Below are 26,224 nucleotides of genomic sequence, written 5' to 3'. Positions count from 1 at the left end.
CAAGTTTGAACTTATTTTATGTTTACAATAACTTCAGATTTGGGGAATGTATAGCGATTGCGTCGACGGGTGTGACAACGCCTAACCGGAATTACGGTTACAGTGCTCCAATTCCATAAACCTCACTCCACCTCTTCCGACACCCTTGGCGTGGCGACGCAGGGCTGGTTGTCCAGCGCGCGAAGGCTGTTTGCGATACGCGTCCGGTCGCTGATCAGGCGGACAAATTGATAGTCGCAACCGGCAATGGGCCGCGGATATGCGAAGTTTTCTTATCTAACGAGTCGTTTCTTGATTCAAAAACTCTGATGCCAACTTATATAACTGATCCGGATGGTAGGATCCGTTTTGCGTAATTCTCTCCGCAAGCGATGGTGCCCTTACAAAATATTCTTCTGCAAAATCCATCTGAATAGCTTTTTCATCTCGAATGCAGGCGCTATGTACTCGCTCGAACAAAACGATAAAATCAACATTTTGAGTGCCAAGATCTGCAACACGTGACCGTACATCATCTTCAGTTGGATATGAGAAATACTGTGCGACATAGGCTTCCGAAACAACATGCCAGGCCAAGTGTACCAGCAAGATCGGCGATGGTGATAGCTTCTTCTCATCGATCATGTTCTGCGCAACTGGCGCCGGTGAAATTACAGCGCGACTTAAGCTCATAAACATTTTTATGGGAGACAAGTCCGAAAGCCTTGTTGCCTCGAAATCAGCGAAAGGCAGCTTCACCTTCTTTGGAACTAAGGAATAACCGCGCGCCACGAACAGGACGCCAGCCAATCCAGCTATCGCAACTCCTAAAAAAAGCCCGAACACCGTGTTTAGCACGGAAGAGATTTCTTAGTCTGTTGACACATAAACTTCTCCGCCCTCTTCTTTAAACTTCTTGCTCATCTCGCGCATGCCTTCTTCCGCTGCGGCCTTGCTCGCCGCCGCCGTATCCGCACCCAGTTTTTCCGAGGCAATGAAGCCTTCGGCGCTCTGGTTCTGCTTGCTGGCGAAGTCGCGGACCTCTTGCGAGATTTTCATGCTGCAGAATTTCGGACCACACATCGAGCAGAAATGCGCGGTCTTGGCGCCTTCTGCGGGGAGCGTCTGGTCGTGATATTGCATCGCGGTTTCGGGGTCGAGGCTGAGGTTGAACTGGTCGCGCCAGCGAAACTCGAAGCGGGCCTTTGACAGCGCATCGTCGCGGACCTGGGCCGCTGGATGGCCCTTGGCGAGATCGGCGGCGTGGGCGGCCAGTTTATAGGTAACAACGCCGACTTTCACATCGTCGCGGTCGGGCAGGCCGAGATGTTCCTTGGGCGTGACATAGCAGAGCATCGCCGTGCCGTACCAGCCGATCTGGGCGGCGCCGATGCCGCTGGTGATATGGTCATAGCCCGGCGCGATGTCGGTGGTTAGCGGGCCGAGCGTGTAGAAAGGCGCCTCGCCGCAGACTTCGAGCTGCTTTTCCATATTCTCCTTGATCTTGTGCATCGGCACATGGCCGGGGCCCTCGATCATCACCTGGACGTCCGACTTCCACGCGCGGTGGGTCAGCTCGCCGAGCGTGTAGAGTTCGGAGAATTGCGCTTCGTCATTGGCGTCCGCAATCGAGCCGGGGCGCAGGCCGTCGCCGAGGCTGTAGGCAATGTCATAGGCCTTCATGATCTCGGTGATGTCGTCGAAATGTTCGTAGAGGAAGCTTTCCTTGTGATGCGCGAGGCACCATTTCGCCATGATCGATCCGCCGCGCGACACGATGCCGGTGACGCGCTTGGCCGCCATCGGCACATAAGGCAGACGGACACCGGCGTGGATGGTGAAATAGTCGACGCCCTGCTCGGCCTGTTCGATCAATGTATCGCGGAAGATTTCCCAGGTCAGGTCCTCGGCAACGCCGCCGACTTTTTCCAGCGCCTGATAGATCGGCACGGTGCCGATCGGCACGGGGCTGTTGCGGATGATCCATTCGCGGGTGTCGTGGATGTTGCGGCCGGTGGAGAGATCCATGACCGTGTCGGCGCCCCAGCGGATCGACCAGACCATCTTGTCGACTTCGCTGGCGACGTCCGAAGCAACCGCGCTGTTGCCGATATTGGCGTTGATCTTGACCAGGAAATTGCGGCCGATCGCCATCGGTTCGCTTTCCGGGTGGTTGATATTGTTGGGGATGATCGCCCTGCCCCGCGCGATTTCGTCGCGGACAAATTCCGGCGTGACATAGTCGGGGATCGACGCGCCAAAGCTTTCGCCGTCGCGCTTATATTCCTTGAGCCGCTCGCGCCCGAGATTTTCGCGCTCGGCGACATATTCCATTTCCGGGGTGATGATGCCCTGGCGCGCATAATGCATCTGCGACACGTTCGCGCCCGGCTTGGCGCGGAGCACCTTGCGGCGGACATTGGGGAAAGGCGCGACGCCGCCAGAACGGTCGGGGCCGAGCTGGCCATTGTCTTCCGGCTTGACCTCGCGCTGGGTGACTTCCTCGACATCGCCGCGCGCCTTTATCCACGGGCTGCGCAATTCGTTGAGCCCGGTCTGGATATCGATCAGCGCCTCGGGATCGGTATAGGGGCCGGACGTGTCATAGACGCGGACCGGCGCTTCGCCGCCCTCGAGATAAATCTCGCGCATCGCAACGCGGATGCCGGAGCCGCTATGGGACGCGACATGGACTTTTTTCGATCCGCTGATCGGGCCTGTGGTTACGCCAATTTCGGTCTTTGCTGGAAGATCAGCCATAGATTATTGCTTTCTTTGAAGGTTAAACTTGAAGCCGGACGAAACCGGCGAAGGCGGCCGCGAGGCCGAATATGATGGCGAGGACCGCCCAGGCGCGTCCGCCCTTGCCCATCAGGCGAGCAGCGAAATCCATGAACCAGTCGCCGACGGCGAGGATCAGCATGCCCTCGATCACGATCCAGCCGCCGATCACGCTGATCAGGATCGACAGCCAGTCGCCTGGATCAAAAGGATTGACGAGATAGATGGTCGCGCCGAGAATCAGGGTGATGAAGCCGGTCAGAAATTGCAGCGCGCTGCTCGCCTGCACTTCGCGCACCATCCGTCCCCAGAAGCCGGGATTGCGAAATTCGCCGACACCGGCGGCGAGACCGTAAAGACCAAAAAATAGGGTGATCCAACCGGTAATATTGCCTGCACTGCCCATCGCGTCTCTCCTTCTGTCCTGATGGAGAAAGAGCGTATCCGGGATGCCCAAATAACCGCTCCCTCCCTACGCCGGTAAGCCCGCACGAGCGGGGCCGGATCAGGTTCTGCGGGTCGGGCGACGTTACGCGCCCCTCTCAGTCAAACGACTCCCCGGGGAATGGAGCGATATTAGGCGCGATATTCGCTTCTGTCGAGAGCCACTGCAATATTGGCAAAAGCGGCAAATGGAGGCCGATTTACATTGACCGAATCCGGAATATTCTATCCAATGCTCGACATATTAGGGAATTTATTCAGGGGGCATGACGGTGATCGACTTTTGGCTAGCAGACGAAAACATCGTTTTCGCGGCTGCCCTGGTCCTGATGGTCGCCCTTGGTATCTTGCAGCTAATCGGCTTTGGCGGGTTCGACAGCGATGTCGATCTGGACGCCGATGTTGATGGTGCCAGTATCGCGGGCGGGCTGCTCTCTTTCCTCGGATGGGGGCGATTGCCGTTCATGATCCTGCTGGTGCTGTTCCTGATGCTCTTCGGCCTGACCGGATATGCCGGGCAACAGTTCATCCACTCCCTCACCGGCGGCCTGTTGCCGCCGCTTCTGGCCGGGCTCGGCGCGCTGCTTGTGGCGCTGCCACTGACCGGTCTGCTGTCCAGGCCTCTGGCCAGGATCATTCCCGGGGACGAGACGACAGCGGTGTCGATCGACGATCTGACCGGGCGCCGCGCCATCATCGACATCGGCACGGCCAAGCCCGGCTATCCGGCCCGCGCCAAGGTCAGGGACCGCCACGGCCACGGCCACGCGCTGATGGTCGAACCGGATCATGATGACGGAATATTTGTCGCTGGAGAAGAAGTGCTGCTGGTGCGGCGCGAGGGCGATATCTTCAAAGCCGTTGCCGTGGGTACCCATTGGCTGAACGAAAATTGACAGACCGGACGGCATCCAGCCGGGCCGGACAGAAGATGAAGAAGAACAACCGATGCCGGATCAACGAGCATCGTCGAAAGAAAGAGAGAATATATGCTTGAAAATGTAAGCCAGATCGCAATTTATGCTGGCGCTCCCCTGGTCGGTTTGCTCATCTTCGCGCTGATCCTCACCCGCCTGTACAAGCGTGCATCCAAGGAGATCGCTTTCGTCCGGACCGGTTTCGGCGGCGAGAAAGTGGTAATGAACGGCGGCGCCATGGTGTTCCCGGTCTTCCATGAAACCATGCCGGTGAACATGAACACCGTGCGACTTGCGGTTGAACGCAACAATGTCGACGCGCTGATCACGCTCGACCGATTGCGGATCGATGTGAAGGCGGAATTTTACGTGCGCGTTCGTCAGGATGCCCAGTCGCTGGCAATGGCGGCCCAGACTCTCGGCCTGCGGACGATGCAGCCGGAGATGCTGAAGGATCTGGTCGAGGGCAAGTTCGTCGACGCGCTTCGTTCGGTCGCCGCGGGCATGACGATGAATGAATTGCACGAACAGCGCGCCGATTTTGTCCAGAAGGTTCAACAGGCCTCGTCGAGCGATCTCGCGATGAACGGCCTGGAACTGGAATCGGTCTCGCTCACCGGGCTGGACCAGACCAGCATCGAACATTTCAACGCCAACAACGCCTTTGACGCCGAGGGTCTGACCAAGCTGACCGAGCAGATCGAACTGCGCAAGAAAGCGCGCAACGATATCGAGCAGGATACCCGCGTGCAGATCGAAACAAAGAATCTGCAGGCCGACCAGCGCTCTTTCGAAATCAGCCGGGACAATGAATTTGCCCGGCTCGAACAGGAACGCGAGGTCGAGGTCCGCCGGGCCATCCAGGCGTCGGAAGTGGCCAAGGAACAGGCTGGTCGCGACCGCGACGCCAAGGACGCGCAGATCAAGGCGAAACAGCAGGTCGACAGCAGCCAGATCGAGGCCGACCGGGCCGTCGAAGAGGCGCGGATCGCCCAAACCCAGGCGATCGAAATCGCCCGTCAGGAACAACAGATCGCGATCCAGAACAAGTCCCGCGAGGAAAGTCAGGCCAAGGCGGAAGCCGACGCGGCCCGCGCCAAGGCCGTCGCCGCCGAGGAACAGGTCACCAGCGCACGGGAAACCGAAATCGCCGACCGCGACAAGCGTATCGAACTGATCGAGGCGTCGAAGCAGGCCGAGCGTCAGGCGATCGGCGTGAAGGTCCAGGCCGAAGCGGAAAAGGAAGCCGCCGGGAACCGGGCCGCCGCCATGCGCCTCGATGCCGAAGGCGAAGCAGAATCGGAGAAGCTTCGCGCCGAAGCTGCACGTGTGCGTTTCGAGGTCGAAGCGGCCGGGCAACGTGCGATCAACGAAGCGGCAAATATATTGTCCTCCGATCAAATCTCGCTGCAGACCAAAATGGCCTTGCTCAAGGTCTTGCCAGAAGTCATCCGGGAATCGGCCAAGCCGATGGAGGCAATCGACTCGATCAAGATCGTCCAGCTCGACGGGATCAACCAGAATGGCAGCGGCGGCAATGGTGTCGCCAGCAAGGGCGGAGCCGGCAATGGAAGCAGCGGCAATCTGGCAACCGATGCGGTTTCTGCCGCCCTCTCCTATCGCGCCCAGGCGCCGGTCATCGATGGCCTGATGAAGGAACTGGGCCTGGACGGATCCTCGCTGGAAAATCTGGTATCGGGGGCGACCAAGGTCACGCAGGAATCCGCCGCTGAGGCTCCCGCCAAAACCGCGCTGGAGGAGAAACCGGCCAAAGCGGCGCCCCGCTCGGACAAAAAGGATGACGGCCCGGCCGCAGCCAAGGCAGCGGCTCCGGAAAGCGGTCGCGGGGAAAAACCGAAGGCGGATTGAACAGGCGGCCCGTCAACGGGCCGCCCCGTTTGCGGGTCTACTAGAACGTATATCCCACGCCGATCGCGCCGAAAAACTGGTTGGCGCTGCCGCGGATCGAGGTCACCGGAGATCGTTTCGGGTCGCCGAGCATGCGGGAATAGCCGCCGAGGAAGATCATGCTGAAACCGCCGTTGGTGACGTCGCCGTCCAGATCGACCGCGGTCAGCATCGTCGCGCCGACATTTTTCCAGCCGCTTTCGGCCGCGAAGGTCGGCAGGCCACTGGCCGCCGAACCGGTCGGGGATATGCTGAAATAATAGTCGGCATAATCATCGTCGACATATTCCGCGTTGATCGAAAAGCTGGTGGCAATACCGCGGCTGAGCGGCGTGAAATAGGTCAGGCTGGGGAAGACGACCATGCCGTCATGCGCACCCGCCACATCCCAGCGCACATCAACCTGCGCCGTCAGCGAGTCATAGGGATTGAGCAAGCGATTGACCTGAACGCCGGCAAAAGGTCCGACCTCGACCGCAAAGTCGAGCTTGCCGAGCGACTTGACCACCTCGTCTTCGATGGAATTGTGCCGGTCAAAGCGCGCGCGCACCACGGGGCCAAAGATGAAGTCGACCTTTGCGCCATCGCGATCGGGAATGAAATCCAGCGCGATACCGGGACCGCGCGGCTGAAAATCGACACCGCCGAAGCTGCCCAGCACCACCGGCAGGGGCGAGACCGTGTAATTGTCTGATCCCTCATAGCTGGAACCGACCGCAACGCCGATACCCGCGGTCAGATAGTCGCCGTCGAATACCGATTTCTCAACCGGTGCCGAGGCTGGCTCGTCCTGAGCCAGAAGCGGGGAAGACAGGCCGAGCCCAAGAGTGAGAAAGGCGGCATGGCGGAAGATATTCGAATGTTTCAAGACTGGTTCCCTGTTGGTTGCGCGATGATTCAACGCGCGGACCGGATAACGGTTCCCTCCCGATATAGGAGGCCAATCCCTTTTGGCAACGCGTCGCTATTCCGCCAGCCCCTGTTCGATGACAGCCTGCAGCGCGCTGAAACATTGCCCGTCCACTGCTTTGCCCACTTCATCCTGCAATATCGCCATGGCCCTTTCCGGTGGCATGGCGGCGCGATAGGGCCGGTCCGCGGTCAGCGCGTCATAGATATCCGCAACCGTGATGATCCGCGATTCCATCGCGATGCTGCGTTCGTCCAGACCCAGCGGATAACCTTTGCCATCGAGCCGTTCGTGATGCGATCCGGCGATCATGGCCATTTCGCTCATCACGCCGATCTGGCTCAGGATATTGGTCGTATGTTCGGCATGGTCCTGCATGGCCTGCCACTCCTCTGCATCCAGCTTGCCCGGCTTTTCCAGAATAGCGCTGCTGACGCCCAGTTTCCCGACGTCGTGCAAGGTTGCGGCCCGGCGCAGCACCCGGCGGCGATGATCGTCCAGCCCGAGTTTTTCGGCAATCCTGTCGGCGATCAGCCCGACCCGCTTGCTGTGACCGGCGGTAAACGGGCTTTTGGCATCGATCACCTGTCCGAAGGCGGCGCTGATATCGTCGAGATAATCCTCGTCGACCACGATATCCTGGGCAGCCGGCTCAAGCGCCCATAATTGTTCGGGCAGATCGTCGAGCGCCAGTTCGTCCCAGAAGCCGCTCGCTTCGGACAGTTTCTCGAACAGCGCGCAGAGCTGCGGGTCGAGCCAGCTTCCGGCGCGATTGCGGATTTCGGCCAGCGCGGCGTCCCTGCCCCTGGCGCTGTAGAAAACATCGGCAACCTGCGCCAGGAGCGCAATGCGGCCGCCGAGATGGATATCGGAACCGGCGATGCCAAGCGGCAGGCCGCCGCCATCCCAATGTTCGTCGAGATGCGAAATCGCCTCGGCAACATCTTCGGAAAAGCGCAATTGCCGGGCGATATCGGCCCCACGCTCGCAACGGGTCGCCATCATTTCGGTCATGATCGCACCGCCATTTTCGGCGAGATTGCCGAGCGCCCGCTCGCGTACATCGGCTGCCGCATCGACGCCGACCGCGACGGCCAGATATTCGCCCAGATCCTCGGGACGGGAACCGACCAGTTTGAAGCCCTGTTTCAGTTTCCTGTCGTCACCGACGAACAGTTCGCTGACCCGAGCCGCGTTGCTGCTGCAACCGAGATCCTTGAGCAGCACTGCATAATAGACATCGCGCAAACTGTCGCCCTTCAAGCCCAGCGCCATCGCGATTTGCGTGCCGACCCAGCAACAGCGGATACTGTGGCCGGCGGGCTGCCCCTCGGTCAGATCCAGCGCGTAGGAAAAGGCACCGAGAATTTCCGACAGGCGCGACTGTTCGCCCCCGTCATTCTGGTTGAAAAACGCTTGTCTGGACTGATACATTATACGCAACTCCTAGCCTGTCGTGGCAGAATGCCGCGAGAGTCCTAGGTAACGGTTAATTTCCCGCCGATTACAGGATATATTTCATCCGCACCGCATAACGCGCGTCATCGGTGCCGATGGTGAATTGCGCCGATTTGAATTTCGGCGGCCCCATGCCGATTTTGGGATTGCGGGAAAAGCCGAAACCCTCGCGCGGCAGGAACAGCCGCAGGTCCATTTTGCCATTGGCATTTTCATCATGAACCAGCGCCACGGCATAGGTCCCCGGCTTCACGTCGGCGATCTGGATGGCCTCAGCCTTGCCGGCGGAAACCTTGAGCTTGCGGGCCTGCTTGTCCTTGCTGCAGTCGGGAAAATATTTCGGATTGGCGCTCAGGCAGACAAGCACATTGCCTTTCTCCGAGCGGAGACCGCTGATTTCCAGATCGATCGAGGCAGAGATGGCCGGTGCGACCGCGGCCGGTGCTTCACTCGCCGTCGCGCTTGCCCCGAGCAGCAGCACCAAAGCTGCTCCCGATGTCCGCAAGCCCGATGTCGGTGCCGCAAATCCTGTCCCAGAAGCGAAAATATAACCCATAATTACCTCGATATGCCTCATGATGTTTCTCATGGTGGGTCGCGGTGATCAGCCACTGGCCCAATCGCCCGCGCACCAGCCAATGCGGAAACATTTCCCATCCCATATGATTGGATACGCCCATAACCGTCATGGTCAGCAATACCAAACCCAAAACGCCGACGTGAATCGGGATCGCGATTACCAGAGCCGGGATGACGACCGCTCCGCTGATCGCTTCGACCGGATGAAAGCTCATCGCCGCCCAGGCGGTTGGTGGCCGGCTGTCATGGTGGACCGCATGGGCGACCTTGAACCAGCGCGGCCGGTGGAACAGCCGGTGGGTCCAGTAGAACCATGTGTCGTGCAGGAACAGATAAAGAAAGAAGGACAGCGGCAGATACCATAGTGGATAGGCGCCGGGGTCGGTATAGATTCTGGTCCAGCCCTCGTTCTGCCAGCCCCAGGCGACGATTCCGGCGGGCACGCCATAAATCGCAGCAGACAGCAGCGACCAGCGGATTTCACGGCCGATCTGGGGTTTCAGTTTTCCATAATAGCCCGGCCGCACCCGGCCCGTCAGCCAGGCAAAAAAGCCGCTGCTCAGCAGATAGCGCCCGCCGACGATGAGCGTCATCGCAATGGCAGAGATCAGCACGGGAAGCGCATGGTTCATGGCACCGGAATATGGCGCGTACCGGCTGGGAGCAAGCGATAATAGATTATCATCACTACCGGCTTTCAGACAGGCTTTCCCCTGCTTCCCCCTTCGGCTAAGGCACGATAATGCCGAAGAAAGCGCCCTCCTCCCTCCAATATGATCTGGCGATTGCTGGCGGCGGTCTGGCGGGCGGACTGGTTGCCCTCGCTCTGGCGAAATTGCGGCCGGAGCTGAAAATCGCGCTGATCGAGGCGGATAACCGGTTCGGTGGCAATCATATCTGGTCCTTTTTCGAAAGCGACATCGAGCCGGAGCATCGCTGGCTGGTCGATCCGCTGATCTCGCGCCAGTGGGACAGCTATGACGTGCATTTCCCGAAATATAGCCGCACTTTGGCCAATGGCTATTTCTCGATAGAGTCGGCCAATCTCGACAGCGAATTGCGGAAGCGATTGCCGCCGGAATCCTTGATCACGGGGCAGCGGGCGGAGACAGTCGAAAGCGGCAGGGTCAAACTGGCCAATGACACCGTGATTGCGGCACAGGCCGTGCTGGATGTCCGCGGCGGCGGCGATATATCGGCGCTGGAGACCGGATGGCAGAAATTTTTCGGTCAGATGCTGAAGCTGGGCAAGCCCCACGGGCTGGAACGGCCTGTGATCATGGACGCAACGGTCAAGCAGATTGACGGCTATCGCTTCATCTATTGCCTGCCGTTCAGTGACACCGAGGTTTTTGTCGAAGACACTTATTATGCCGACACGCCCGATCTCGACAGCGCGACTTCCCATGGCCGGATCGCCGAATATGCCGCGGCCCGGGGATGGGAAGTCGAAGCGGTGCTGAGCGAGGAGAAGGGCCGGCTTCCGGTCATTTACGGCGGCGATTTTGATGCTTTCTGGAAGGCCAACGGGGACCTTGATGCACGTGCCGGGGCGCGGGCGGCGCTGATCCAGCCGATCACCAGCTACTCCCTGCCGATGGCGGTCCGGACCGCGATGCTCATTGCAGAAATGCCGGAGATCAACCAGAGCTCTCTCGACAAGATGCTGCGCGATCTGGCGACGGAGCACTGGAAAAATGGGAAATTCTACCGGCTGCTATGCGCCTTCCTGTTTCTTGGCGCTGACCTGGATAAACGTTACAAGACACTGGAACATACCTATGCCAAAGACGAGCAATTGCTCGCCCGTTTCTATGCCGGAAAGTCGACCAAGATGGATCAGATCAGCCTGTTGACCGGCAAACCGCCCATTCCCGTTTCCCGCGCAATCCCGCTTTTGCTGAAATATAGATGAGTTTGATTATTCGATGAGTGAAGTTGCAAAATCCCAGAGCGAATTGTTCAAAAAAGCCGCCGTAATCGGTTCCGGCTTCGGTGGCCTGGCGCTCGCCATCCGGCTGCAGTCGGCCGGCATCCAGACGACTATATTGGAAGGCCGCGACAAGCCGGGCGGACGCGCTTATTATTGGGAAAAGGAAGGCTTTATCTTTGACGGCGGACCGACTGTCATCACCGATCCCGACTGTCTTTCGCAGCTATGGGATTTGACCGGCCATGACATGGCAAAAGACATCGAACTGATGCCGGTATCGCCCTTCTACCGGCTCAACTGGCCGGACGGCACGAATTTCGATTATGTCAACGATCCCGAAAAGCTTTACGCCAATATCGCGGCGATCGAGCCGGATGATGTCGAGGGGTACAAGAAATTCCTCGAATATAGCGGCGGGCTGTACGAGGAAGGCTATGTCAAGCTGGGCACCAAGGCGTTTCTCGATTTCAAGTCGATGATCAAGGCGGCCCCTGCGCTGATGAAATATGAGGCCTATCGCTCGGTCTATTCCAAGGTTTCGGGCTTTGTGAAAAACGAGAAACTGCGCGAATTCCTGTCTTTCCAGTCGCTGCTGGTCGGCGGCAATCCGATGAAGACCAGCGCGATCTACGGCCTGATCCACAAGCTGGAACGGCTCGGCGGCGTCTGGTTTGCCAAGGGCGGAACCAATATGCTGGTCACCGCGATGGTCAAGCATTTCGAACGGATCGGCGGGGTGATCCGGCTCGACGATCCGGTGACCAAGATTGACACGATCGGTGACCGCGCCTCCGGCGTCACCTGCAAATCGGGCTGGAGCGAGCGCTTTGATGCGGTCGCCTCGAACGCCGATGTGATGCACAGCTATCGCGATCTGCTCGGTCACAAACATCGCAGTAGGACCGTGACCGCGAAGCTGCAGAAGAAAAAATATTCGCCATCGCTGTTCGTCGTCCATTTTGGCGTGAAGGGCAGCTGGCCGGGCATACCGCACCATATGATCCTGTTCGGGCCGCGCTACAAAGGCCTGCTCGACGATATTTACGACAATGGCGTGCTGCCCAGCGACTTCTCGCTCTATCTCCACCATCCGACGGTCACCGATCCGGAAATGGCGCCCGAGGGGCACAGCACCTTCTATGTCCTGGCGCCAGTGCCGCATCAGGGCAAGCTGCCGATCGACTGGGAGGAGATGGGTCCGATCTACGAGAAGCGAATTCTCGACGAAATCGGCCACCGCCTGATCCCCGATATCCACGACCGGATCGTCACCAGTTTTCATTACACGCCGCAGGATTTCGGCAGTGATCTCAACGCCCATCTCGGCAGCGCGTTCAGCCTGGAGCCCCTGCTCACCCAGAGCGCCTGGTTCCGGGTGCACAACCGCGATGATATCATCGACAATCTCTATTTTGTCGGCGCCGGCACCCATCCGGGCGCGGGCATTCCCGGTGTGGTGGGCAGCGCCAAGGCGACCGCAGAGCTGATGCTGGAGGATATGGCGTGAATTACGCGTCCGTTCGTCCTGAGCCGGTCGAAAGACGGTTTTTCCTCACCAGGCGCGCTTTGACCGGCCCGGCGCCAGCGGCTCTCCCCTCGTTGCCGTCATGAATCGCGCCAATCTTGTCCTGCACGCCAGAAGCAGCATCGAGCGCGGATCGAAGTCCTTTGCCCGGGCCTCGAAGCTGTTTTCGAAACAGACCCGCGAACGGGCGTGGCTGCTCTATTACTGGTGCCGTGCCTGCGACGATCTGGCCGATGGCCAGGACCATGGCCACGGCATGTCGACCGTGCACAAGCCGGTCAAGACGATCGCGGCAATGCGGATGATGACCACCCGCGCCCATGGCGGCGAGCAGACCGGCAATCCGCCGTTCGACGCCTTTGGCGTGGTCGCGCAGGAATGTCATATTCCCAAATATTTTGCCGATGACATGATCGACGGCTTCGCGCTGGATGCCCGCGGATGGCGGCCGGGCACGGAAGAGGACCTGTTCCAATATTGCTATCATGTCGCCGGCGCGGTCGGCTGCATGATGGCGGTGGTGATGGGCGTGTCGGCTCGGGATCAAGAGGTTCTGGACCGCGCCTGCGATCTGGGACTGGCGTTCCAGCTCGCCAATATCGCCCGCGACGTGGCCGAGGACGCGCAGGCCGGCCGCTGCTATCTGCCGAAAAACTGGCTCGCGCAAGCCGGCATTGATCCGGACCATATACTGGACTCGGCGCACCGGGATGCACTGGTTGGTCTGGTGAACCGGCTCTGCGATCTGGCCGGTGAATATGAAGCGTCCGCGCGCGTCGGCGCAACCAGCCTGCCGTTCCGGTCGCGCTGGGCGGTGCTGGCCGCGGCAGGCATCTACGGGGATATTGCCCGAGCGATCAGCCAGAGCAACGGTGCGTCTCTCGAGCGCCGCATCTATACGAGCAAAGGCAAGAAACTGGGCTGGATCGTGAAAGCTTTTGGTCAGGCACTGGTCAATTCGGCCCGGCGCGACCGCCAGGGCTTGTGGACGAGAGCCCGAATTACCAGTCTGGCTTAGTGGCTGGCACCATTTTCGGTGACATATTTGCCAATCCGCTGCACCGCCTCCTGATAGAGGTTTTGCGAACAGCATAATACTCCGAGCGCCTTGCCGTGGGTGCCGTTATAGACCAGCGGTTCGCCCAGCGCATCGGTGACGCTGGCTCCTGCTTCGGTGGCGATAACATGGGCGGCGGCGATATCCCACTCATGGCCCCAGCGCGTCGAGGCGACGACGTCGGCCCGGTCATCCGCGACCATCGCCATGCGCAGCGCGATGCTGTTCGGCTTTGGCACAATGGTGAACTTCATGTCCGGCGGCAAGCTTTCGGCGGGGATGCGGCAACCGTCATATTGGGACCGCAAGCTGGCGACCAGCTTTCGGCCATTGACCTCGGTATGGCTGCCGGCCCTGGCGACCCAGGTTTCCCGCATCGCCGGCGCATCGAGCACTCCGAATATCGGCGCATCATTCTGGACGAGGGCAATTGATACGCACCAGCCGGTCTTGCCCGCGACATAATCCTTGGTCCCGTCAATCGGATCGACCACCCAGGTCAATTCATCACCGGCCCCGCTATGGTCGATATGGGTTTCCTCGGAAAGCCAACCGGCGGATGGCACCAGCTTTTCCAGCTCTGCGCGGAGGAAACTGTCAACCGCGAGATCGGCATCGCTAACAATCTGACCGGGGGATTTCTCCCAGATATTGGCTTCTTTCTTGCCTAGCGCCCAGTGCCGCATGGCCAGCGCCCCGCCTTCCTTGGCGATCGCGATAACCCGGTCAAAATCAATGTCAGCCAAGAGTGTCTCCGTTGGTCGCGCGGGTGGCGGCAGCGCATCTGGTCCGATAGGCGTGATCCTGCAGATCCGCCACTAGCGGATTTGCTCAGCCACCCGCCACGGTCATGCTGTCGGTTCGCAATGTCGGGACATTGCCGGCATAGCGATATTCCAGATCGTCGGCGGCGATCAGGCTTTTGAACATATCCTTGAGATTGCCGGCGATGGTGATTTCGGAGACCGGCGGCCCGATTTCGCCGTCGGTGATCAGGAAACCGCCGGCGCCGCGACTATAATCGCCGGTCACCGGATTGACGCCCATGCCGATCAGTTCGGTGATATAGACGCCATGTTTGATATCCTTGATCAGTTCCGTCTTGCTGACCGAGCCATTGCCCATATGCAGATTGGTCACGGAGACGCCTGGCGCGCCGCCGACGCCGCGCGATGCATGGCCGGTGGGTTGCAGTCCAAGCTGGCGCGCGGACGCGCTTTCCATAATCCACTGGGTCAACCGGCCACTGTCGATCAGCCTGGTTTTCGCAGTGGGCAATCCCTCGCCGTCAAAGGCCTTGGAGCGGAGACCGCGCTTGCGATGCGGACAGTCGATGATCGACACGGAACTGTCGAACACCTGGCTATCGAGCGCATCGAGCAGAAAACTGGTTTTGCGGGCGATGGCGCTGCCCGAAATGGCACCGATGAAATGACCGAGCAGGCTGTTGCCGACGCGAGGATCGTAAACAACGGGCATCGCACCCGATTTGAAGCTGACCGGATTGAGCCTGGAAACTGCGCGTTCTCCGGCTTCCCTGCCAATATCCTCGGCCGCGTCGAGATCTTCGAGAAAACGCACGCTGTCATAGGCATAGTCGCGTTCCATGCCATCGCCTTCGCCGGCGATAACGCTGGCGGACAGGCTGTAGCCGCTGGTCGAATAGGCACCGGAGAAGCCATGGCTGGTGGCCAGCGCAACAATGCTGCGGCCAGCACTCGCGCCGCCGCCTTCGCTATTGGTGACACCCTTGACCGCACGAGCGGCATCTTCCGCTTTCAGCGCCAGTTCGCGCAGAAATTCGGGATCGGGGTCCTGCCCGTCATCACCCTCGATCGCATGGGGTTCGGTTTTCAGCAGCAATTCTTCGGGCGCGAGGCCGGCATATTGGTCTTCCGGCGCCTCTTTGGCCATGTCGAGGGCACGGCCGACCAGATCGGATAAAGTCTGCGGGTCCATGTCGGAAGAGGATACGGTCGCCGAACGTTTGCCGACAAACACCCTGAGGCCGATTTCCTCGCCTTCGGAACGCTCGACATCTTCCAGATTGCCGAGGCGCATCTGCACCTGGGTTGCCGCATCGCATACGTAAATCGCGTCCGCGGCATCGGCGCCGGCTTTTTTGGCTTGGGAAATGAGGGCGTCGGCGCGGTCCTGCGCTTCGGAAGGTTTCAACATAGGCTGGACATAGGTGCGGCACCCAGCAAGGTCAACGATCCGGTGTCAAATGATGTGCAAACTATCGCCGGTTCTTGCCGACTGACTATATCAGCGCGCTTGTCAGAGGATCGCGCCAAATCCGGCGATCAGGCCGACGAATAGAAACGGCAGGCCCACAGCCAGGAGCCATAGGAGCGACTGGTCCGCGCGAAATTTTGCCGCGAGGCTTTGCTCGGTCAGGCCGCTGCTGCTCATGTCCGACCAGCGCTTTTCGAAATTGCGGCAAAAGGGGATGATAACGGCGACGAGGAGGATCAGGCCGAAATAGGGAGCGATCGACATGCCTTTGGTCTCGATGAAGCGCAAAACGACGAATATCTGCAATATGGTATAGACCAGCAATGCTGCGGCGCAGTTGTTGCTCATCTTCTTGTCCCAGCGGACGCTCTGATGCTGCACGTCCTGACGCGCATGATGTTTGCTTACCGATTTTCGAGACGCTGTTGCGACCATTTCCATTCCCCTCAGAATTTCATCTCCGGCCATCGTCGAAGTTTGCCCCCGCACGATCCTTCGACAACACTATACGCTATTTATTCGAAAAGCCAAATAATCGGTTTTCCACCACATTATGTCGGAAATATGCGGTTCCGCTTGCCAAATATTTCCGCATGGGACAGAATCAGTTTTCAAACGCAATCCAAATCCGGGGCCCTATCATGACCATGTCGCTTTCCGATCCGCTGTTGCTTCCCTGTGGAGCCACCCTGCCCAACCGGCTCGCCAAGGCGGCGATGACCGAAGGCATAGCAACGCCGGACGGCGTGCCGACCAGGGAACTGGAACGATTGTACGGCCTGTGGTCCGACGGCGGCGCCGGGATGCTGCTCAGCGGCAATATCCAGGTTGACCGCGACCATCTGGAGCGGCCGGGCAATGTGGTCATCGACCGGCCGGCGGATGACGCCATGATGGCAGCACTCACCAGCTGGGCACAGGCGGCAACGCGCAATGGCAATCATTTCTGGGCGCAGATCAGCCACGCCGGGCGACAGACACAGAGCAATGTCAACAAACATCCCAAGGCCCCGTCGGCGGTCAAGCTGGGCCTGCCCGGAGGCCAGTTTGGCGAGCCGGTGGCGCTGACGATTGAAGAGATTGAAGATCTGGTCGACCGCTTCGCCCTGGCCGCCAAAACCTGTCAGGCAGCCGGCTTCACGGGCGCGCAGATCCACGCCGCCCACGGCTATCTGCTCAGCAGCTTCCTGAGCCCCCGGTCCAACCAGAGAACCGACGCATATGGCGGCAGTCTGGAAAACCGGGCGCGGTTCCTGCTGGCGGTGGTGGCCAAGACCCGCGCTGCGGTCGGGCCGGATTTCCCGATCTCGGTGAAGCTGAACAGCGCTGATTTCCAGAAGGGCGGGTTCAATTTCGAGGACAGTTTGCAAGTGCTCCGCTGGCTGGAGGAAGCCAGCGTCGATCTGGTGGAAATCTCCGGTGGCACCTATGAACAGCCCGCGCTGATGGGGTCCGACGGAATCGAGGAAAAAGAGGAGCAGAATGTCGCACCGTCGACCAAGGCGCGCGAGGCCTATTTCGTCGATTTTGCCAAGGCGATGCAGGATGCGGTCAAGGTGCCGCTGATGGTGACCGGCGGGTTCCGGACCCGCAAAGCGATGGAATCCGCGCTTTCCAGCGGTGCCGCCGACCTGATCGGCCTGGGCCGCCCGATGTGCGTCATGACCGACGCGCCGAAACGTTTATTGGAAGACTTGGAAGCATTGCCGCGGTTCGAGGACAGGCTGCACCTGCTCCCCGGCTGGCTGGGCTTTCTCATGCGCTTCCAGATGGTCAAGGCGGTCGCCAGTTTCGCGGTCATTTTCTGGTTCTACGAACAGCTTGAAAGTCTGGGCAAAAGCGGCAAAACCGACCCGAATCTGGGCGTTTTCAAGGCATTTCTGGCGGTAGAGAAACGAAACAAGCGCATTTTGGCAGCGCGCAGCCCGGACTGATCCGGACCGCGCGCCTCCCCCCTGTTGGAAATTGCCGCAGCTAGATATTGGTGCTCGTCGGAATCTGGCTGGGCTGGAGATAGACATAGGGATGCATCCGCCGCTGGTTGCGCGCGATGATCCGCGCCTCCACGGCCCGCAATCCGGCCTGGAACCGCGCCAGCGGCCCCTCATCGTCGGTGATCACCGGATCCTGGAACCAAGGCTTGTAGGGGAAGCGGTTGGTGCGATAGTCGCCGAGCGGGCGGTAATAGACCGAGCCCAGCAGTTCGAGCGAAGATAACTGCAGCAATCCCAAGGACATGGGCGGCATATATTCGACCCATTCTCCCTTGTCATGGCCCGTTTGATCGGTCGGGGCGGCGGTCCAGCCCGCGCCGGTTACCGCCGGCGCAAAGGTCATCAGCGTGCGTTGCGGAAAATTGACCGCGGCATGCTGGGCGCTCGCAGTAAAAATGATCATTGTGCAGACGTCGATCAGCTGGGCGCGCGATGTAATCGGCCGGAAACCGACGATATGGCCCTCAGACGCGATCGAGGAAGCCCAGAGCGCCAGTTCGCTGTCAGCGGTCACCGCCTCGTCATCGCTGTAATAGATGTTGATATATTGCGAGGCCCAGTCGTGGATAGCATCCCAGACCAGCAAGGCATCATCGCGATAGGGATAGTCCGGGAGGATCGCCGGATCGGCAACCTTCCGCGCGGCAAAATCCACCGGCGTCATTTTCTGGTAGAAATCGAAGGCCAGACGCGCCTGGACGGCGGCAAGCTGGCTCGATTCGATCGTTCCGCCAAAGAAATCGTCGATCGGGCCGCCCTTGTTGATCAGCGTTTCGACCGCCAGATTGTTGATGAACAATGTGCCCTCGAAATGCGGCACCAGCAGCGACCAGAGCGGATGGACATTGGCGAGATTGCGCCGGGTCGCCACGGCAATGGCCTCGCTGACCAGATGGGTACCGGCCAGATGGACGAACAGTTCATGATAGTTGCAGTCGGCGACCTGGACGACGAATTTCGCCATTTCCCAGCCCCATTTTTCCGACGCGGCATCCGAGGGTGTCATCACCGGATATTGGCTATTGTCCTGACCGCACTGGATCGCGACCACCTTGAGCGACGATCCGCCCGGCGGCACGGCGAACAAAGCCATCGGCCGATAGACATATTTCGCATGGCCTTTCCAGACACCCGCAACAAGCACCTCCAGGTCCGTGTAATCACACAGGAAAACCCGGCCATCGGCAAGCGCTCTGGCAAGAGTATCATCCCCCATGACGGAAGCATATTGCGCTGCCGTAACCGGGAAATTGTCGGGCATCCGGTCGATGCCCTGCAATAGCATCGGATTGGGTCCGGCCACCCGCAAGCGGGCAAATAGGTCATCGTCCTGGAATGTATAGGCGATGCCGGGCACCGGCAGCGTCTGGTACAGATCGCGATAGGCCTCGATCGAACGGCTATGCGCGGCCTCTTCGGCCTTCAGCACATCGATGATCACGGTGAGAATGTCGCGCAGGGCGCTGTCATGCGATTTCAGTTCCTCGATATCCGCGCCCTGTACCGCTTCCTCGATGCTGCTTTCGAGGCCGGGGCCGGCTTTGGCCACACGGTGTTTTTCGCGCAGGGCTTCTACCTTCGACCTGATCTCGCCGGCATCGGCCAGCGCGTCGTCAATGATTGTCTTCGCCGCGTCGTCGAGACCGGAATAGATCGGTTTCAGCAGCACCGCCTTGACGTTCTCGAGTATGGCGATGCTGACTTCGAGCACCTTGAACCACCATTCGATCGACGGCTGGTCGTCGGGCGGAACATGCGTGGCCAGGGGCACGCCTGGCAGGCTGGCGATATCGGTCGTCCACTGATATTGCGTCGATGTCGCATTGATCTGTGCCCGGCGCTGCGCGCGCTGCTCCGGCGTGTCATTCTGCGGCAGGCTGGGGTCGCTGGCGCCGCGCTTCACCGCCTCCCCCGTGATAGTGTGGCTTGCGATGATCGAGCTTGCATTTTCAAAGGACATGATGACCCCCCCGTTGGATTTCAGACCGGATCATGTAAAACATTCGTGGTTAATTTGACGTAAACGGGGGGTTTCCGGATCTGCTGCACGCCCCTTGCAAGCTGATATGCGACACCGGTCAGCACCCTTAACGCGACGTTTACATTTAGCCGTTAGCACCGCGGGATGCAGTCAGTCATTCGACAGTTTATCCAGCGCCTTATACCGCCGATCCCGGAAGCTGTCCGAGACGAGTTTGCGATATTGAGCGCCACGCGCCTGCAGAGCCAGTCGCGCGCGCTCTTCCTCGCGATGTTCCTGACCATTCCCTTCGTGCTTTACGCTTCGAGCGTCGGGGCCGAGCCATGGATCCGCTACGGGATGCCGCTCGCCATGGGCAGCTGTTGCCTGATCGGCTTCATCTCGTTGATCAAGGATCGCAATGCGTCGGGCAGTCCCGATCTGGCGCGGCAGTTCATCGCCGAGGCAACCTTCTTCTCCGCCACGATTTGCGGTCTTGTCAGCATCTGGTGCGTGCTCAGCTATGTCAACGCACCCGATGACATGAAGCTTTTCTATCCCTTCACCCTCGCCATGGGTTCGCTGACGACCATCTATACATTGGCGACGATCCGGCTGGCAGCCATCCTCAACATCATCATCGGTATCATGCCGATCACGATCATCATGCTGCTGTCGGGTGACCCCCTCGCCTGGTCTGCGGCGGGCAGCCTGATCATGGTAACGACCTTTCTGTACCGGCTGATCACGCAACAGAATGACCAATTCATCCACATGCTGGTGTTGCAGAACGACATGAGCGAGCTGGCGCATACCGATCCGCTGACCGGCCTTTTCAACCGCCGGGTACTGGCCGAAAATCTCGCCCGCCAGATCGAAGAAGAAGATCCCGAGCGGACATTCACCGTCGCCCTGCTCGATCTCGACGCGTTCAAACCGGTCAATGACGAGTTCGGCCACGCGGTCGGTGACCAGTTGCTCGTCGAAGTGGCCCAGCGCCTGCGCCAGACCTGCGGCGACAACGGTATTGTCGCGCGGATGGGCGGCGATGAATTTGCGATATTGCTATCGCCGGACTCGACCATTTCGGACACGGCTTGCGCGGATCATCTGCTGGCCGCACTGGTTCCCCCCTGCGTCGTCCAGGAGCATATCATCCGGGTCCGGGCAAGTATCGGCATCGCGACATGGCCGGTTGACGGGAAGACTGCCAACAGTCTGCTCGAAGCGGCTGACAAACAGCTTTACGCCGTCAAGAACTATACCGCCAAAGCACAGGTGTTCGTTTCGAAAAAAGCCGAAAAACTGCGCTCGACGACCGGATAATCGCCGCCCGGTGCGGCGACCCTAGTCCAGTTCCTCGGTCCGTAGCGCCTTGCGATCGAGCTTGCCGATCATGGTCTTGGGCAGACTGTCACGGATCACGACACCGACCACCCGTTCATGCTTGCCAAGCTGCGGATTCAGCCAGTCTTTCAGCTCTTCTCCGCTGACTGTGCTGTCCGGTTCCAGCGCGACATAGGCCTTGGGACTTTCCCCGCGATAGGCGTCGGGAACGCCGATCACCAGCGCTTCCTTGACCGCTTGATGCTTGTAGAGCACTTCCTCGACCTGGCTCGGAAAAACCTTGAACCCGCCGACGGCGATCATGTCCTTCAGACGATCGACAATCTTTATATAGCCGTCCTCGTCGATGGTCGCGACATCGCCGGTCCTCAGGAAACCGTCGACAAATACATTCTCGTCCTCCTCCGGGAGGTTCCAGTAGCCCTGCATCACCTGCGGACCGGAGAAGATCAATTCCCCCGGTTCGCCGTCCGGAGCCGGCTTGGTCGGATCGGCCTTGTCGACCAGTTTGACGAGGGTTCCCGGAACCGGCTGGCCGATCGTGCCGGGTTTGTTGAGTCCTTCATAGGGATTGGCGCTGACCACGCCGCAGCTTTCGGTCAGGCCATAGCCCTCGACCAGCTTGGCGCCGGTTTTCGCCTCGAATTTTGTTTTCAGCTCCATCGGCAGTGGCGCGCCGCCGGAGACGCAGACCTTGAGCGACGAGAAATCGGTTTTGTCGATATCGGGATGGTCCAGCAGTGCCTGGTACATGGTCGGCACGCCCGGCATGGCGGTGATCTTGGTCCGGGTGATCGCCTTCAATGTCTGCTTTGCGTCAAAGCGCGGCAGCATGACGATTTCGCCACCCCGCGCCACCGTGCGGTTGAGTACCGCGCTATTGGCGAAGACATGGAAGAAAGGCAGCACGCCCATCAGCCGGTCGGTCTCGTCGATGAAAGGATCGATATTGTTGATCTGCCGCGCGTTGGCGGTCAGATTCTGGTGGCTGCACATCGCGCCCTTGGGCGTTCCGGTGGTGCCGCCAGTATATTGCAGCAGCGCAATATCCTTGTCCGGGCGGATATTGGGCGCCTTGTAGACGCCGTCATTGTCGATCAGGTCGGAAAAGGTGGTGATCCGGTCATCATCGGGCTGCGGGCTGCTCTCCTTGCGACGGAACAGCGAATAGAAAAGCGCCTTGCCCGCCGGCAGCGCGCCGGCAATGCTGCCCACTACCAGCCGTTCGAGACTCGATTGCTCGAGCACCTGATAGGCGGTCGGGAATAATGCAGTGGCCGAGAGCGTGAACAGGATTTTGGTACCGCTGTCTTCGACCTGGTGGTTGAGCTCCTCGACCGTATAGAGCGGCGAAAAGTTGACCACCGTCGCGCCGATTGCCATCGCGCCGTAATAGGCACTGACATAATGGGGCACATTGGGCAGGAACAGGCCGATCCGGTCGCCCTTGCCAACGCCCATTTCCTGCAGCCCCTTGGCGACACGGACCACGCCGGCGGCCACTTCGCCATAGCTATATTTGCGGCCCATGAAGTCGAGCAGATTCGCGTCCCCGCGCCGCCCAGCGGAGCGGAAGAACATTCCGGGCATCGTCAGGGGCGGATAGAACTGGTCCCAGGGCGTGGGATGATTATAGTGCGATTTCCAGATCGGTGTCTGGTCAGAGTGGGTTTCAGTCATTGACATTCATGTAAGTGATGCCGGCTGAACTAACAATGAAAATTGCTCGGCTAAATGGCTCCCTTTCCGGTGTATCCGGGTGTAGGGGAAAAAGCCCATGAGCGAATCCACTCCCCTGCCCGCCGCCAGGTCGTCACTGGTCTTCGTTTTTCTCGTCGTGTTGATCGATATGCTGGGCTTCGGCATCATCATGCCGGTCCTGCCGAAATTGATCACCAGCATCACCGGAGACACGATTTCCGATGCGGCGGTCTATGCCGGCTGGCTGGCCTTTGCCTATGCGGCGATGCAATTTGTCTTCGGTCCGGTGATCGGCAATCTGTCCGACCGTTTTGGCCGGCGACCGGTGCTGCTCGGCGCGCTCGGCGGCTATGCCATTGCCTATATGCTGATGGGATTTGCTTCCTCGCTATTGTGGCTGTTTGCCGCCCGGATCATCGCCGGGATCATGGGCGCCAGCTTCAGCACCGCCTATGCCTATATCGCCGACATTTCCCCGCCCGAAAAACGGGCGCAGAATTTCGGCCTGATCGGCGCGGCCTTCGGACTGGGTTTCATCATCGGTCCGGCGGTCGGCGGCATATTGGGTGAATATGGCACCCGCCTGCCCTTTTTCGGAGCGAGTGCACTGGCCGCGCTCAATCTGGTCTTCGGCTTTTTCCTGCTCAAGGAGAGCCTGCCAGCGGACAAGCGGCGGCCATTCCGGCTAGCCCGTGCCAATGCCTTCGTGGCCCTGAAAGCGCTGAGCGGCCAGAACAAGGTCGTCTTCTGGTATGCCGGCGCGCTGACCGTGTGGATGACGGCGCATGTCGTCTTCCCGATCATATTCGCCTTCTACCTGATCGAGGCCTTTGGCTGGAGCGAATTATATGTCGGCCTGTCCTTCGCCGCGGTCGGTCTCGGCGCCGCATTTGTCCAGGGCTTCCTGATCCGCGTGCTGGTGCCGCGCATCGGCGAGCGCAATTCCGCGCTGGTCGGGGCGATCGGCATGGCGGTCAGCTGTATATTCTATGTCCTGGCCGGATCGGGGCACGCCTGGCTGATCTTCATCGCCATTCCGGTCGGGTCCATGCAGGGGCTGTTCCAGCCTTCGCTCAACGGCCTGATGAGCAACGCCGTGTCCGACGAGACCCAAGGCGAGCTGCAAGGTGCCGTCGCCAGCCTGCAGAGCATTGCCTCGGTGGTCGGTCCGCCCCTGTTCGCCGCCGTCTTCGCCGCCTTCACCGTGGCGGGCAGCGTCTATTATCTGCCCGGCGCGCCGTTCGGGCTGGCCGGGATCATCTGTCTGGTCGCGCTGGCCATTTTCCTGCGCGGCTATGCGTTGCACTGTACCAGCGACGAGGTCGAGCCGCCGGTCGATGCCAAGTCTATCGTCAGCTGATCCGGTTCAAACGGCGCTGTACCAGGCGGTGCCGTCTTTCATCTCGAGCCGGGCGCGGCCGGTATATTCGAGATGCCGGAGCGTTGCCATTGCCTCGCCGCTGGCCATGCCGATGACGTCGGGGGTGATCGGGCGGCGGAACAGATAGGGGAAGCTGTCGACCACGCGCTTGGGGCTTTCGCGCAGGCCCTGCTCGAGATCGTCCAGCGCCTCGTTATGCCGTTCGGCCAGCGCGTCGAGCCGCTGGTGCGCGCCGAGAAACGGGCGGCCATGGGCGGGCAGCACGAGCAGTTCATTGTCCAGTTCGGCGCGGAAATGCGCGATACTCGCCAGCCATTCGCCGAGCGGATCGCTGGTCGGTTCGCTGAGCATGGTCGAGATATTGGAGGTGATGCGCGGCAATATCTGGTCGCCGGAGATCATCACCTTGGCGCTGTCATCGATCAGGCAGGCATGTTCGGGCGTATGGCCGTTGCCGATCATCACCCGCCATTCATGGTCGCCGGTTTTGAGCCTGGTGCCCTCTTCCATGCGGATATGGCCGATCGGCAGGTCGGAAACGGCGCGGGCGAAACGGCCCCAGCCCTTTTTGGCGAAATCGTCGATCAAATGCTGTTCCCAGCCGCAAAATTGCCACTCGTCGAGCGCCTCCTGCGGCACGCCTTCGCGCTTGTCGGCGAGCAGCATCCGGGTCAGCAGCCACTCGGTCCGGTTCATGTGCAGGGGCGCCTTGAACCGGTTGGCCAGCCAGCCGGCGCAGCCGACATGGTCGGGATGATAATGGGTGACGATGATCTTGGTCGCGCTCTGTCCGTGCAGCGCGCCTTCGTCGAACAGATGTTTCCAGGCGTCGATCACCTGCGGCATGAACAATCCGGTATCGGCTATCGCAAAGCCGGCGCTGCCGTCTTCGTGGCGGTCGGCCAATATCCAGTTGTTGATATGGCCCAGCGGACCGGGCACCGGCGTACGGGTCCAGCCAATGCCGGGCATCAGCTCGAAATATTCGCCGAATTTCGGTTCATAGTCGCCGAGCGGATAGGTCAGACCGTCCGACTCAATCGGGTCGAAGCCGTGATCGGCGAGCATTGCATCATAGGCAGGCGGTTTCCGGGGTGCATCCATGGACCAGCCATAGACCCATGGCCAGCAGAAGCGCAAGCCAGTTTAACCGGATAGTTAAACACGATTATTGATAGGGCCGCAGACAGCGACCACCGCCGCATGAACGGAAAAAGCCAGCGCTCCCGCGCTGGCAATCACCCTGTTCGATTATCATGCCGGTCCCGGCAGGAAGCCTGCGGCTCAGCGGTCCTTGAACAGCGTTTCGGCGGTATGCTCGACCGGCGCCGCTTCTTCTTCACTTTCACCCGACAGGGCCGCTTCCGCATCGCGGGCCGCCTGTGCGCGTTCCTCGTGCAATTCGGCAATCAGCGCCTGCTTGTCGCCGCCCAATTTGCTGTCATCGGTCATTTCCGGTTCGATACCGGCCTTTTTGGCGGCCTTGGCAACCACGGCATCGAGCTCTCGCTGCGAGCAGAGGCCCAGGGTCACCGGATCTTTCGGCGAGATATTGGCGATATTCCAGTGCTCGCGATCGCGAATTGCGCTGATCGTGGTCCGGGTGGTGCCGATCAGCTTGCCGACCTGTGCATCGGAAATTTCAGGATGGTTGCGGAGCAGCCAGGCGATACCGTCGGGTTTGTCCTGACGCTTGGAAACCGGCGTATAGCGGGGTCCCTTGGTGCGGCGTACCTGCTCCGGACCTTTCTGGATAACCATGCGGTAATCCGGGTCCTTCTCTGCTTTCTCGATTTCCTCGTGGGTCAGTTCGTGCGCCTGGACCGGATCGCGCCCGGTATATTTGGAGCTGGCGAGATCATCCGCCATCGCGTTGACTTCGAGGATGTGGATACCGCAAAATTCGGCGATCTGGTCAAAGCTGAGCGCCGTATTGTCCACAAGCCAGCTTGCGGTTGCATGCGGCATAAGAGGGGTTGCTTGTTCGGCCATGATGGCATCCTTCTGATAACTGGCGCTTATGTGCCAGCGATACTATAAAAATAAAGGGCCGCCCCCTTGCGGAGACGGCCTGTTGGGAACCTATGTAGGTTATCCGGAGGGAGTCGGCAA

22 protein-coding genes and 1 riboswitch are annotated in these 26,224 nt (G+C 59.9%); of the genes, 8 read left to right on the top strand and 14 right to left on the bottom strand.

Annotation, left to right across the window (positions count from 1 at the left end):
- Window positions 1-276 precede the first annotated feature (276 nt).
- Genes CHN51_RS13445 through CHN51_RS13435 form a run of 3 tightly spaced genes read right to left on the bottom strand, consistent with a single transcriptional unit; the run spans window position 277 to window position 3,166 of the window.
- Window positions 277-837 carry a hypothetical protein gene (locus CHN51_RS13445; protein WP_100094475.1) on the bottom strand — a complete coding sequence of 187 codons (561 nt, stop codon included), beginning with the start codon at window positions 835-837 and terminating at the stop codon, window positions 277-279.
- A gap of 12 nt (window positions 838-849) precedes the next feature.
- On the bottom strand, window positions 850-2,739 hold the full coding sequence (gene thiC / locus CHN51_RS13440) for a phosphomethylpyrimidine synthase ThiC (RefSeq protein ID WP_100094474.1): 1,890 nt from the start codon (window positions 2,737-2,739) through the stop codon (window positions 850-852).
- Window positions 2,740-2,761: 22 nt separating this feature from the next.
- Entirely contained in the window at window positions 2,762-3,166 is a 405-nt protein-coding gene (locus CHN51_RS13435) for a hypothetical protein (protein ID WP_100094473.1), read from the bottom strand.
- Between the two features lie 46 nt (window positions 3,167-3,212).
- Window positions 3,213-3,331: riboswitch (TPP riboswitch) on the bottom strand.
- Between the two features lie 139 nt (window positions 3,332-3,470).
- On the opposite strand from CHN51_RS13435, the gene CHN51_RS13430 reads away from it, so the two are divergent.
- Window positions 3,471-4,100, top strand: coding sequence for a YqiJ family protein (locus CHN51_RS13430; RefSeq protein WP_100094472.1), 630 nt, complete (start codon window positions 3,471-3,473; stop codon window positions 4,098-4,100).
- A 93-nt stretch (window positions 4,101-4,193) separates the two neighbouring features.
- A complete protein-coding gene (locus tag CHN51_RS13425; RefSeq protein ID WP_100094471.1) occupies window positions 4,194-5,990 on the top strand; it encodes a flotillin domain-containing protein in 1,797 nt (598 codons plus the stop codon).
- Window positions 5,991-6,030: 40 nt separating this feature from the next.
- On the opposite strand, the gene CHN51_RS13420 is transcribed toward CHN51_RS13425, so the two are convergent.
- The 4 genes from CHN51_RS13420 to CHN51_RS13405 form a co-directional block, all read right to left on the bottom strand.
- Complete coding sequence (locus CHN51_RS13420) at window positions 6,031-6,897, bottom strand: MipA/OmpV family protein (RefSeq protein ID WP_240616729.1); 867 nt, start codon at window positions 6,895-6,897, stop codon at window positions 6,031-6,033.
- Between the two features lie 96 nt (window positions 6,898-6,993).
- Window positions 6,994-8,373, bottom strand: coding sequence for an HD domain-containing protein (locus CHN51_RS13415; protein ID WP_100094470.1), 1,380 nt, complete (start codon window positions 8,371-8,373; stop codon window positions 6,994-6,996).
- Between the two features lie 70 nt (window positions 8,374-8,443).
- Complete coding sequence (locus CHN51_RS13410) at window positions 8,444-8,878, bottom strand: DUF2141 domain-containing protein (protein ID WP_346426344.1); 435 nt, start codon at window positions 8,876-8,878, stop codon at window positions 8,444-8,446.
- Window positions 8,844-9,608: a sterol desaturase family protein gene (locus tag CHN51_RS13405; RefSeq protein WP_100094468.1), complete on the bottom strand. Its 765-nt coding sequence runs from the start codon at window positions 9,606-9,608 to the stop codon at window positions 8,844-8,846. Before CHN51_RS13405 ends, CHN51_RS13410 begins: the two co-directional genes overlap by 35 nt.
- Before the next feature lie 110 nt (window positions 9,609-9,718).
- Between CHN51_RS13405 and crtY the strand changes: the two genes are divergently transcribed.
- From crtY to CHN51_RS13390, 3 genes are all read left to right on the top strand, one after another.
- Window positions 9,719-10,891, top strand: a complete 1,173-nt coding sequence (crtY, locus tag CHN51_RS13400; protein WP_100094467.1) for a lycopene beta-cyclase CrtY — start codon at window positions 9,719-9,721, stop codon at window positions 10,889-10,891.
- Between the two features lie 13 nt (window positions 10,892-10,904).
- Window positions 10,905-12,416, top strand: coding sequence for a phytoene desaturase (locus tag CHN51_RS13395; RefSeq protein ID WP_100094466.1), 1,512 nt, complete (start codon window positions 10,905-10,907; stop codon window positions 12,414-12,416).
- A 100-nt stretch (window positions 12,417-12,516) separates the two neighbouring features.
- Entirely contained in the window at window positions 12,517-13,452 is a 936-nt protein-coding gene (locus CHN51_RS13390; RefSeq protein WP_100094465.1) for a phytoene/squalene synthase family protein, read from the top strand.
- Here the strand turns inward: CHN51_RS13390 and CHN51_RS13385 are convergent.
- The 3 genes from CHN51_RS13385 to CHN51_RS13375 form a co-directional block, all read right to left on the bottom strand.
- Complete coding sequence (locus CHN51_RS13385) at window positions 13,449-14,237, bottom strand: 3'(2'),5'-bisphosphate nucleotidase CysQ (RefSeq protein ID WP_100094464.1); 789 nt, start codon at window positions 14,235-14,237, stop codon at window positions 13,449-13,451. The two genes, CHN51_RS13390 and CHN51_RS13385, sit on opposite strands and share 4 nt — an antisense overlap.
- Window positions 14,238-14,322: 85 nt before the next feature.
- A complete protein-coding gene (locus CHN51_RS13380) occupies window positions 14,323-15,669 on the bottom strand; it encodes a metallopeptidase TldD-related protein (RefSeq protein ID WP_100094463.1) in 1,347 nt (448 codons plus the stop codon).
- 102 nt (window positions 15,670-15,771) lie between these two features.
- Entirely contained in the window at window positions 15,772-16,164 is a 393-nt protein-coding gene (locus CHN51_RS13375; RefSeq protein WP_217272034.1) for a hypothetical protein, read from the bottom strand.
- 206 nt (window positions 16,165-16,370) lie between these two features.
- On the opposite strand from CHN51_RS13375, the gene CHN51_RS13370 reads away from it, so the two are divergent.
- Window positions 16,371-17,663, top strand: a complete 1,293-nt coding sequence (locus tag CHN51_RS13370) for an NADH:flavin oxidoreductase/NADH oxidase family protein (RefSeq protein WP_100095641.1) — start codon at window positions 16,371-16,373, stop codon at window positions 17,661-17,663.
- A 40-nt stretch (window positions 17,664-17,703) separates the two neighbouring features.
- On the opposite strand, the gene CHN51_RS13365 is transcribed toward CHN51_RS13370, so the two are convergent.
- Complete coding sequence (locus CHN51_RS13365) at window positions 17,704-19,683, bottom strand: lipoxygenase family protein (RefSeq protein ID WP_100094462.1); 1,980 nt, start codon at window positions 19,681-19,683, stop codon at window positions 17,704-17,706.
- Window positions 19,684-19,926: 243 nt separating this feature from the next.
- Between CHN51_RS13365 and CHN51_RS13360 the strand changes: the two genes are divergently transcribed.
- A complete protein-coding gene (locus tag CHN51_RS13360; protein WP_164089217.1) occupies window positions 19,927-21,009 on the top strand; it encodes a diguanylate cyclase in 1,083 nt (360 codons plus the stop codon).
- 21 nt (window positions 21,010-21,030) lie between these two features.
- Here CHN51_RS13360 and CHN51_RS13355 read toward each other — a convergent pair whose 3' ends face one another.
- The gene (locus CHN51_RS13355) at window positions 21,031-22,710 is read right to left on the bottom strand and encodes a long-chain fatty acid--CoA ligase (RefSeq protein WP_100094460.1); all 1,680 of its coding nucleotides are present in this window, start codon (window positions 22,708-22,710) and stop codon (window positions 21,031-21,033) included.
- 97 nt (window positions 22,711-22,807) lie between these two features.
- Here CHN51_RS13355 and CHN51_RS13350 point away from each other — a divergent pair, with 97 nt between their 5' ends.
- Window positions 22,808-24,091: a TCR/Tet family MFS transporter gene (locus tag CHN51_RS13350; RefSeq protein ID WP_206169901.1), complete on the top strand. Its 1,284-nt coding sequence runs from the start codon at window positions 22,808-22,810 to the stop codon at window positions 24,089-24,091.
- Between the two features lie 6 nt (window positions 24,092-24,097).
- Here CHN51_RS13350 and CHN51_RS13345 read toward each other — a convergent pair whose 3' ends face one another.
- Together CHN51_RS13345 and CHN51_RS13340 are read right to left on the bottom strand one after the other, a co-directional pair.
- Window positions 24,098-25,216, bottom strand: coding sequence for an MBL fold metallo-hydrolase (locus CHN51_RS13345; protein WP_100094459.1), 1,119 nt, complete (start codon window positions 25,214-25,216; stop codon window positions 24,098-24,100).
- A 180-nt stretch (window positions 25,217-25,396) separates the two neighbouring features.
- Window positions 25,397-26,080 (bottom strand): DUF1013 domain-containing protein, encoded by a 684-nt coding sequence (locus tag CHN51_RS13340; protein ID WP_100095639.1) that lies wholly within the window; start codon window positions 26,078-26,080, stop codon window positions 25,397-25,399.
- Between the last annotated feature and the right edge of the window lie 144 nt (window positions 26,081-26,224).

The sequence above is a fragment of the Sphingorhabdus sp. YGSMI21 genome, assembly GCF_002776575.1.
In the GTDB taxonomy this organism is placed as follows: domain Bacteria; phylum Pseudomonadota; class Alphaproteobacteria; order Sphingomonadales; family Sphingomonadaceae; genus Parasphingorhabdus.
Note: the sequence above shows the minus strand (reverse complement) of the source record. Positions and strands in the feature narration are given on the sequence as shown.

What these genes read in the sequence shown, in the direction of transcription:
- thiC (WP_100094474.1), bottom strand. Translation starts at nt 2,739, where the DNA reads ATGGCTGATCTTCCAGCAAAGACCGAAATTGGCGTAACCACAGGCCCG.
- CHN51_RS13435 (WP_100094473.1), bottom strand. Translation starts at nt 3,166, where the DNA reads ATGGGCAGTGCAGGCAATATTACCGGTTGGATCACCCTATTTTTTGGT.
- CHN51_RS13430 (WP_100094472.1), top strand. Translation starts at nt 3,471, where the DNA reads ATGACGGTGATCGACTTTTGGCTAGCAGACGAAAACATCGTTTTCGCG.
- CHN51_RS13425 (WP_100094471.1), top strand. Translation starts at nt 4,194, where the DNA reads ATGCTTGAAAATGTAAGCCAGATCGCAATTTATGCTGGCGCTCCCCTG.
- CHN51_RS13415 (WP_100094470.1), bottom strand. Translation starts at nt 8,373, where the DNA reads ATGTATCAGTCCAGACAAGCGTTTTTCAACCAGAATGACGGGGGCGAA.
- CHN51_RS13405 (WP_100094468.1), bottom strand. Translation starts at nt 9,608, where the DNA reads ATGAACCATGCGCTTCCCGTGCTGATCTCTGCCATTGCGATGACGCTC.
- crtY (WP_100094467.1), top strand. Translation starts at nt 9,719, where the DNA reads ATGCCGAAGAAAGCGCCCTCCTCCCTCCAATATGATCTGGCGATTGCT.
- CHN51_RS13395 (WP_100094466.1), top strand. Translation starts at nt 10,905, where the DNA reads ATGAGTGAAGTTGCAAAATCCCAGAGCGAATTGTTCAAAAAAGCCGCC.
- CHN51_RS13390 (WP_100094465.1), top strand. Translation starts at nt 12,517, where the DNA reads ATGAATCGCGCCAATCTTGTCCTGCACGCCAGAAGCAGCATCGAGCGC.
- CHN51_RS13380 (WP_100094463.1), bottom strand. Translation starts at nt 15,669, where the DNA reads ATGTTGAAACCTTCCGAAGCGCAGGACCGCGCCGACGCCCTCATTTCC.
- CHN51_RS13375 (WP_217272034.1), bottom strand. Translation starts at nt 16,164, where the DNA reads ATGGTCGCAACAGCGTCTCGAAAATCGGTAAGCAAACATCATGCGCGT.
- CHN51_RS13370 (WP_100095641.1), top strand. Translation starts at nt 16,371, where the DNA reads ATGACCATGTCGCTTTCCGATCCGCTGTTGCTTCCCTGTGGAGCCACC.
- CHN51_RS13365 (WP_100094462.1), bottom strand. Translation starts at nt 19,683, where the DNA reads ATGTCCTTTGAAAATGCAAGCTCGATCATCGCAAGCCACACTATCACG.
- CHN51_RS13355 (WP_100094460.1), bottom strand. Translation starts at nt 22,710, where the DNA reads ATGACTGAAACCCACTCTGACCAGACACCGATCTGGAAATCGCACTAT.
- CHN51_RS13350 (WP_206169901.1), top strand. Translation starts at nt 22,808, where the DNA reads ATGAGCGAATCCACTCCCCTGCCCGCCGCCAGGTCGTCACTGGTCTTC.
- CHN51_RS13345 (WP_100094459.1), bottom strand. Translation starts at nt 25,216, where the DNA reads ATGGATGCACCCCGGAAACCGCCTGCCTATGATGCAATGCTCGCCGAT.
- CHN51_RS13340 (WP_100095639.1), bottom strand. Translation starts at nt 26,080, where the DNA reads ATGCCGCATGCAACCGCAAGCTGGCTTGTGGACAATACGGCGCTCAGC.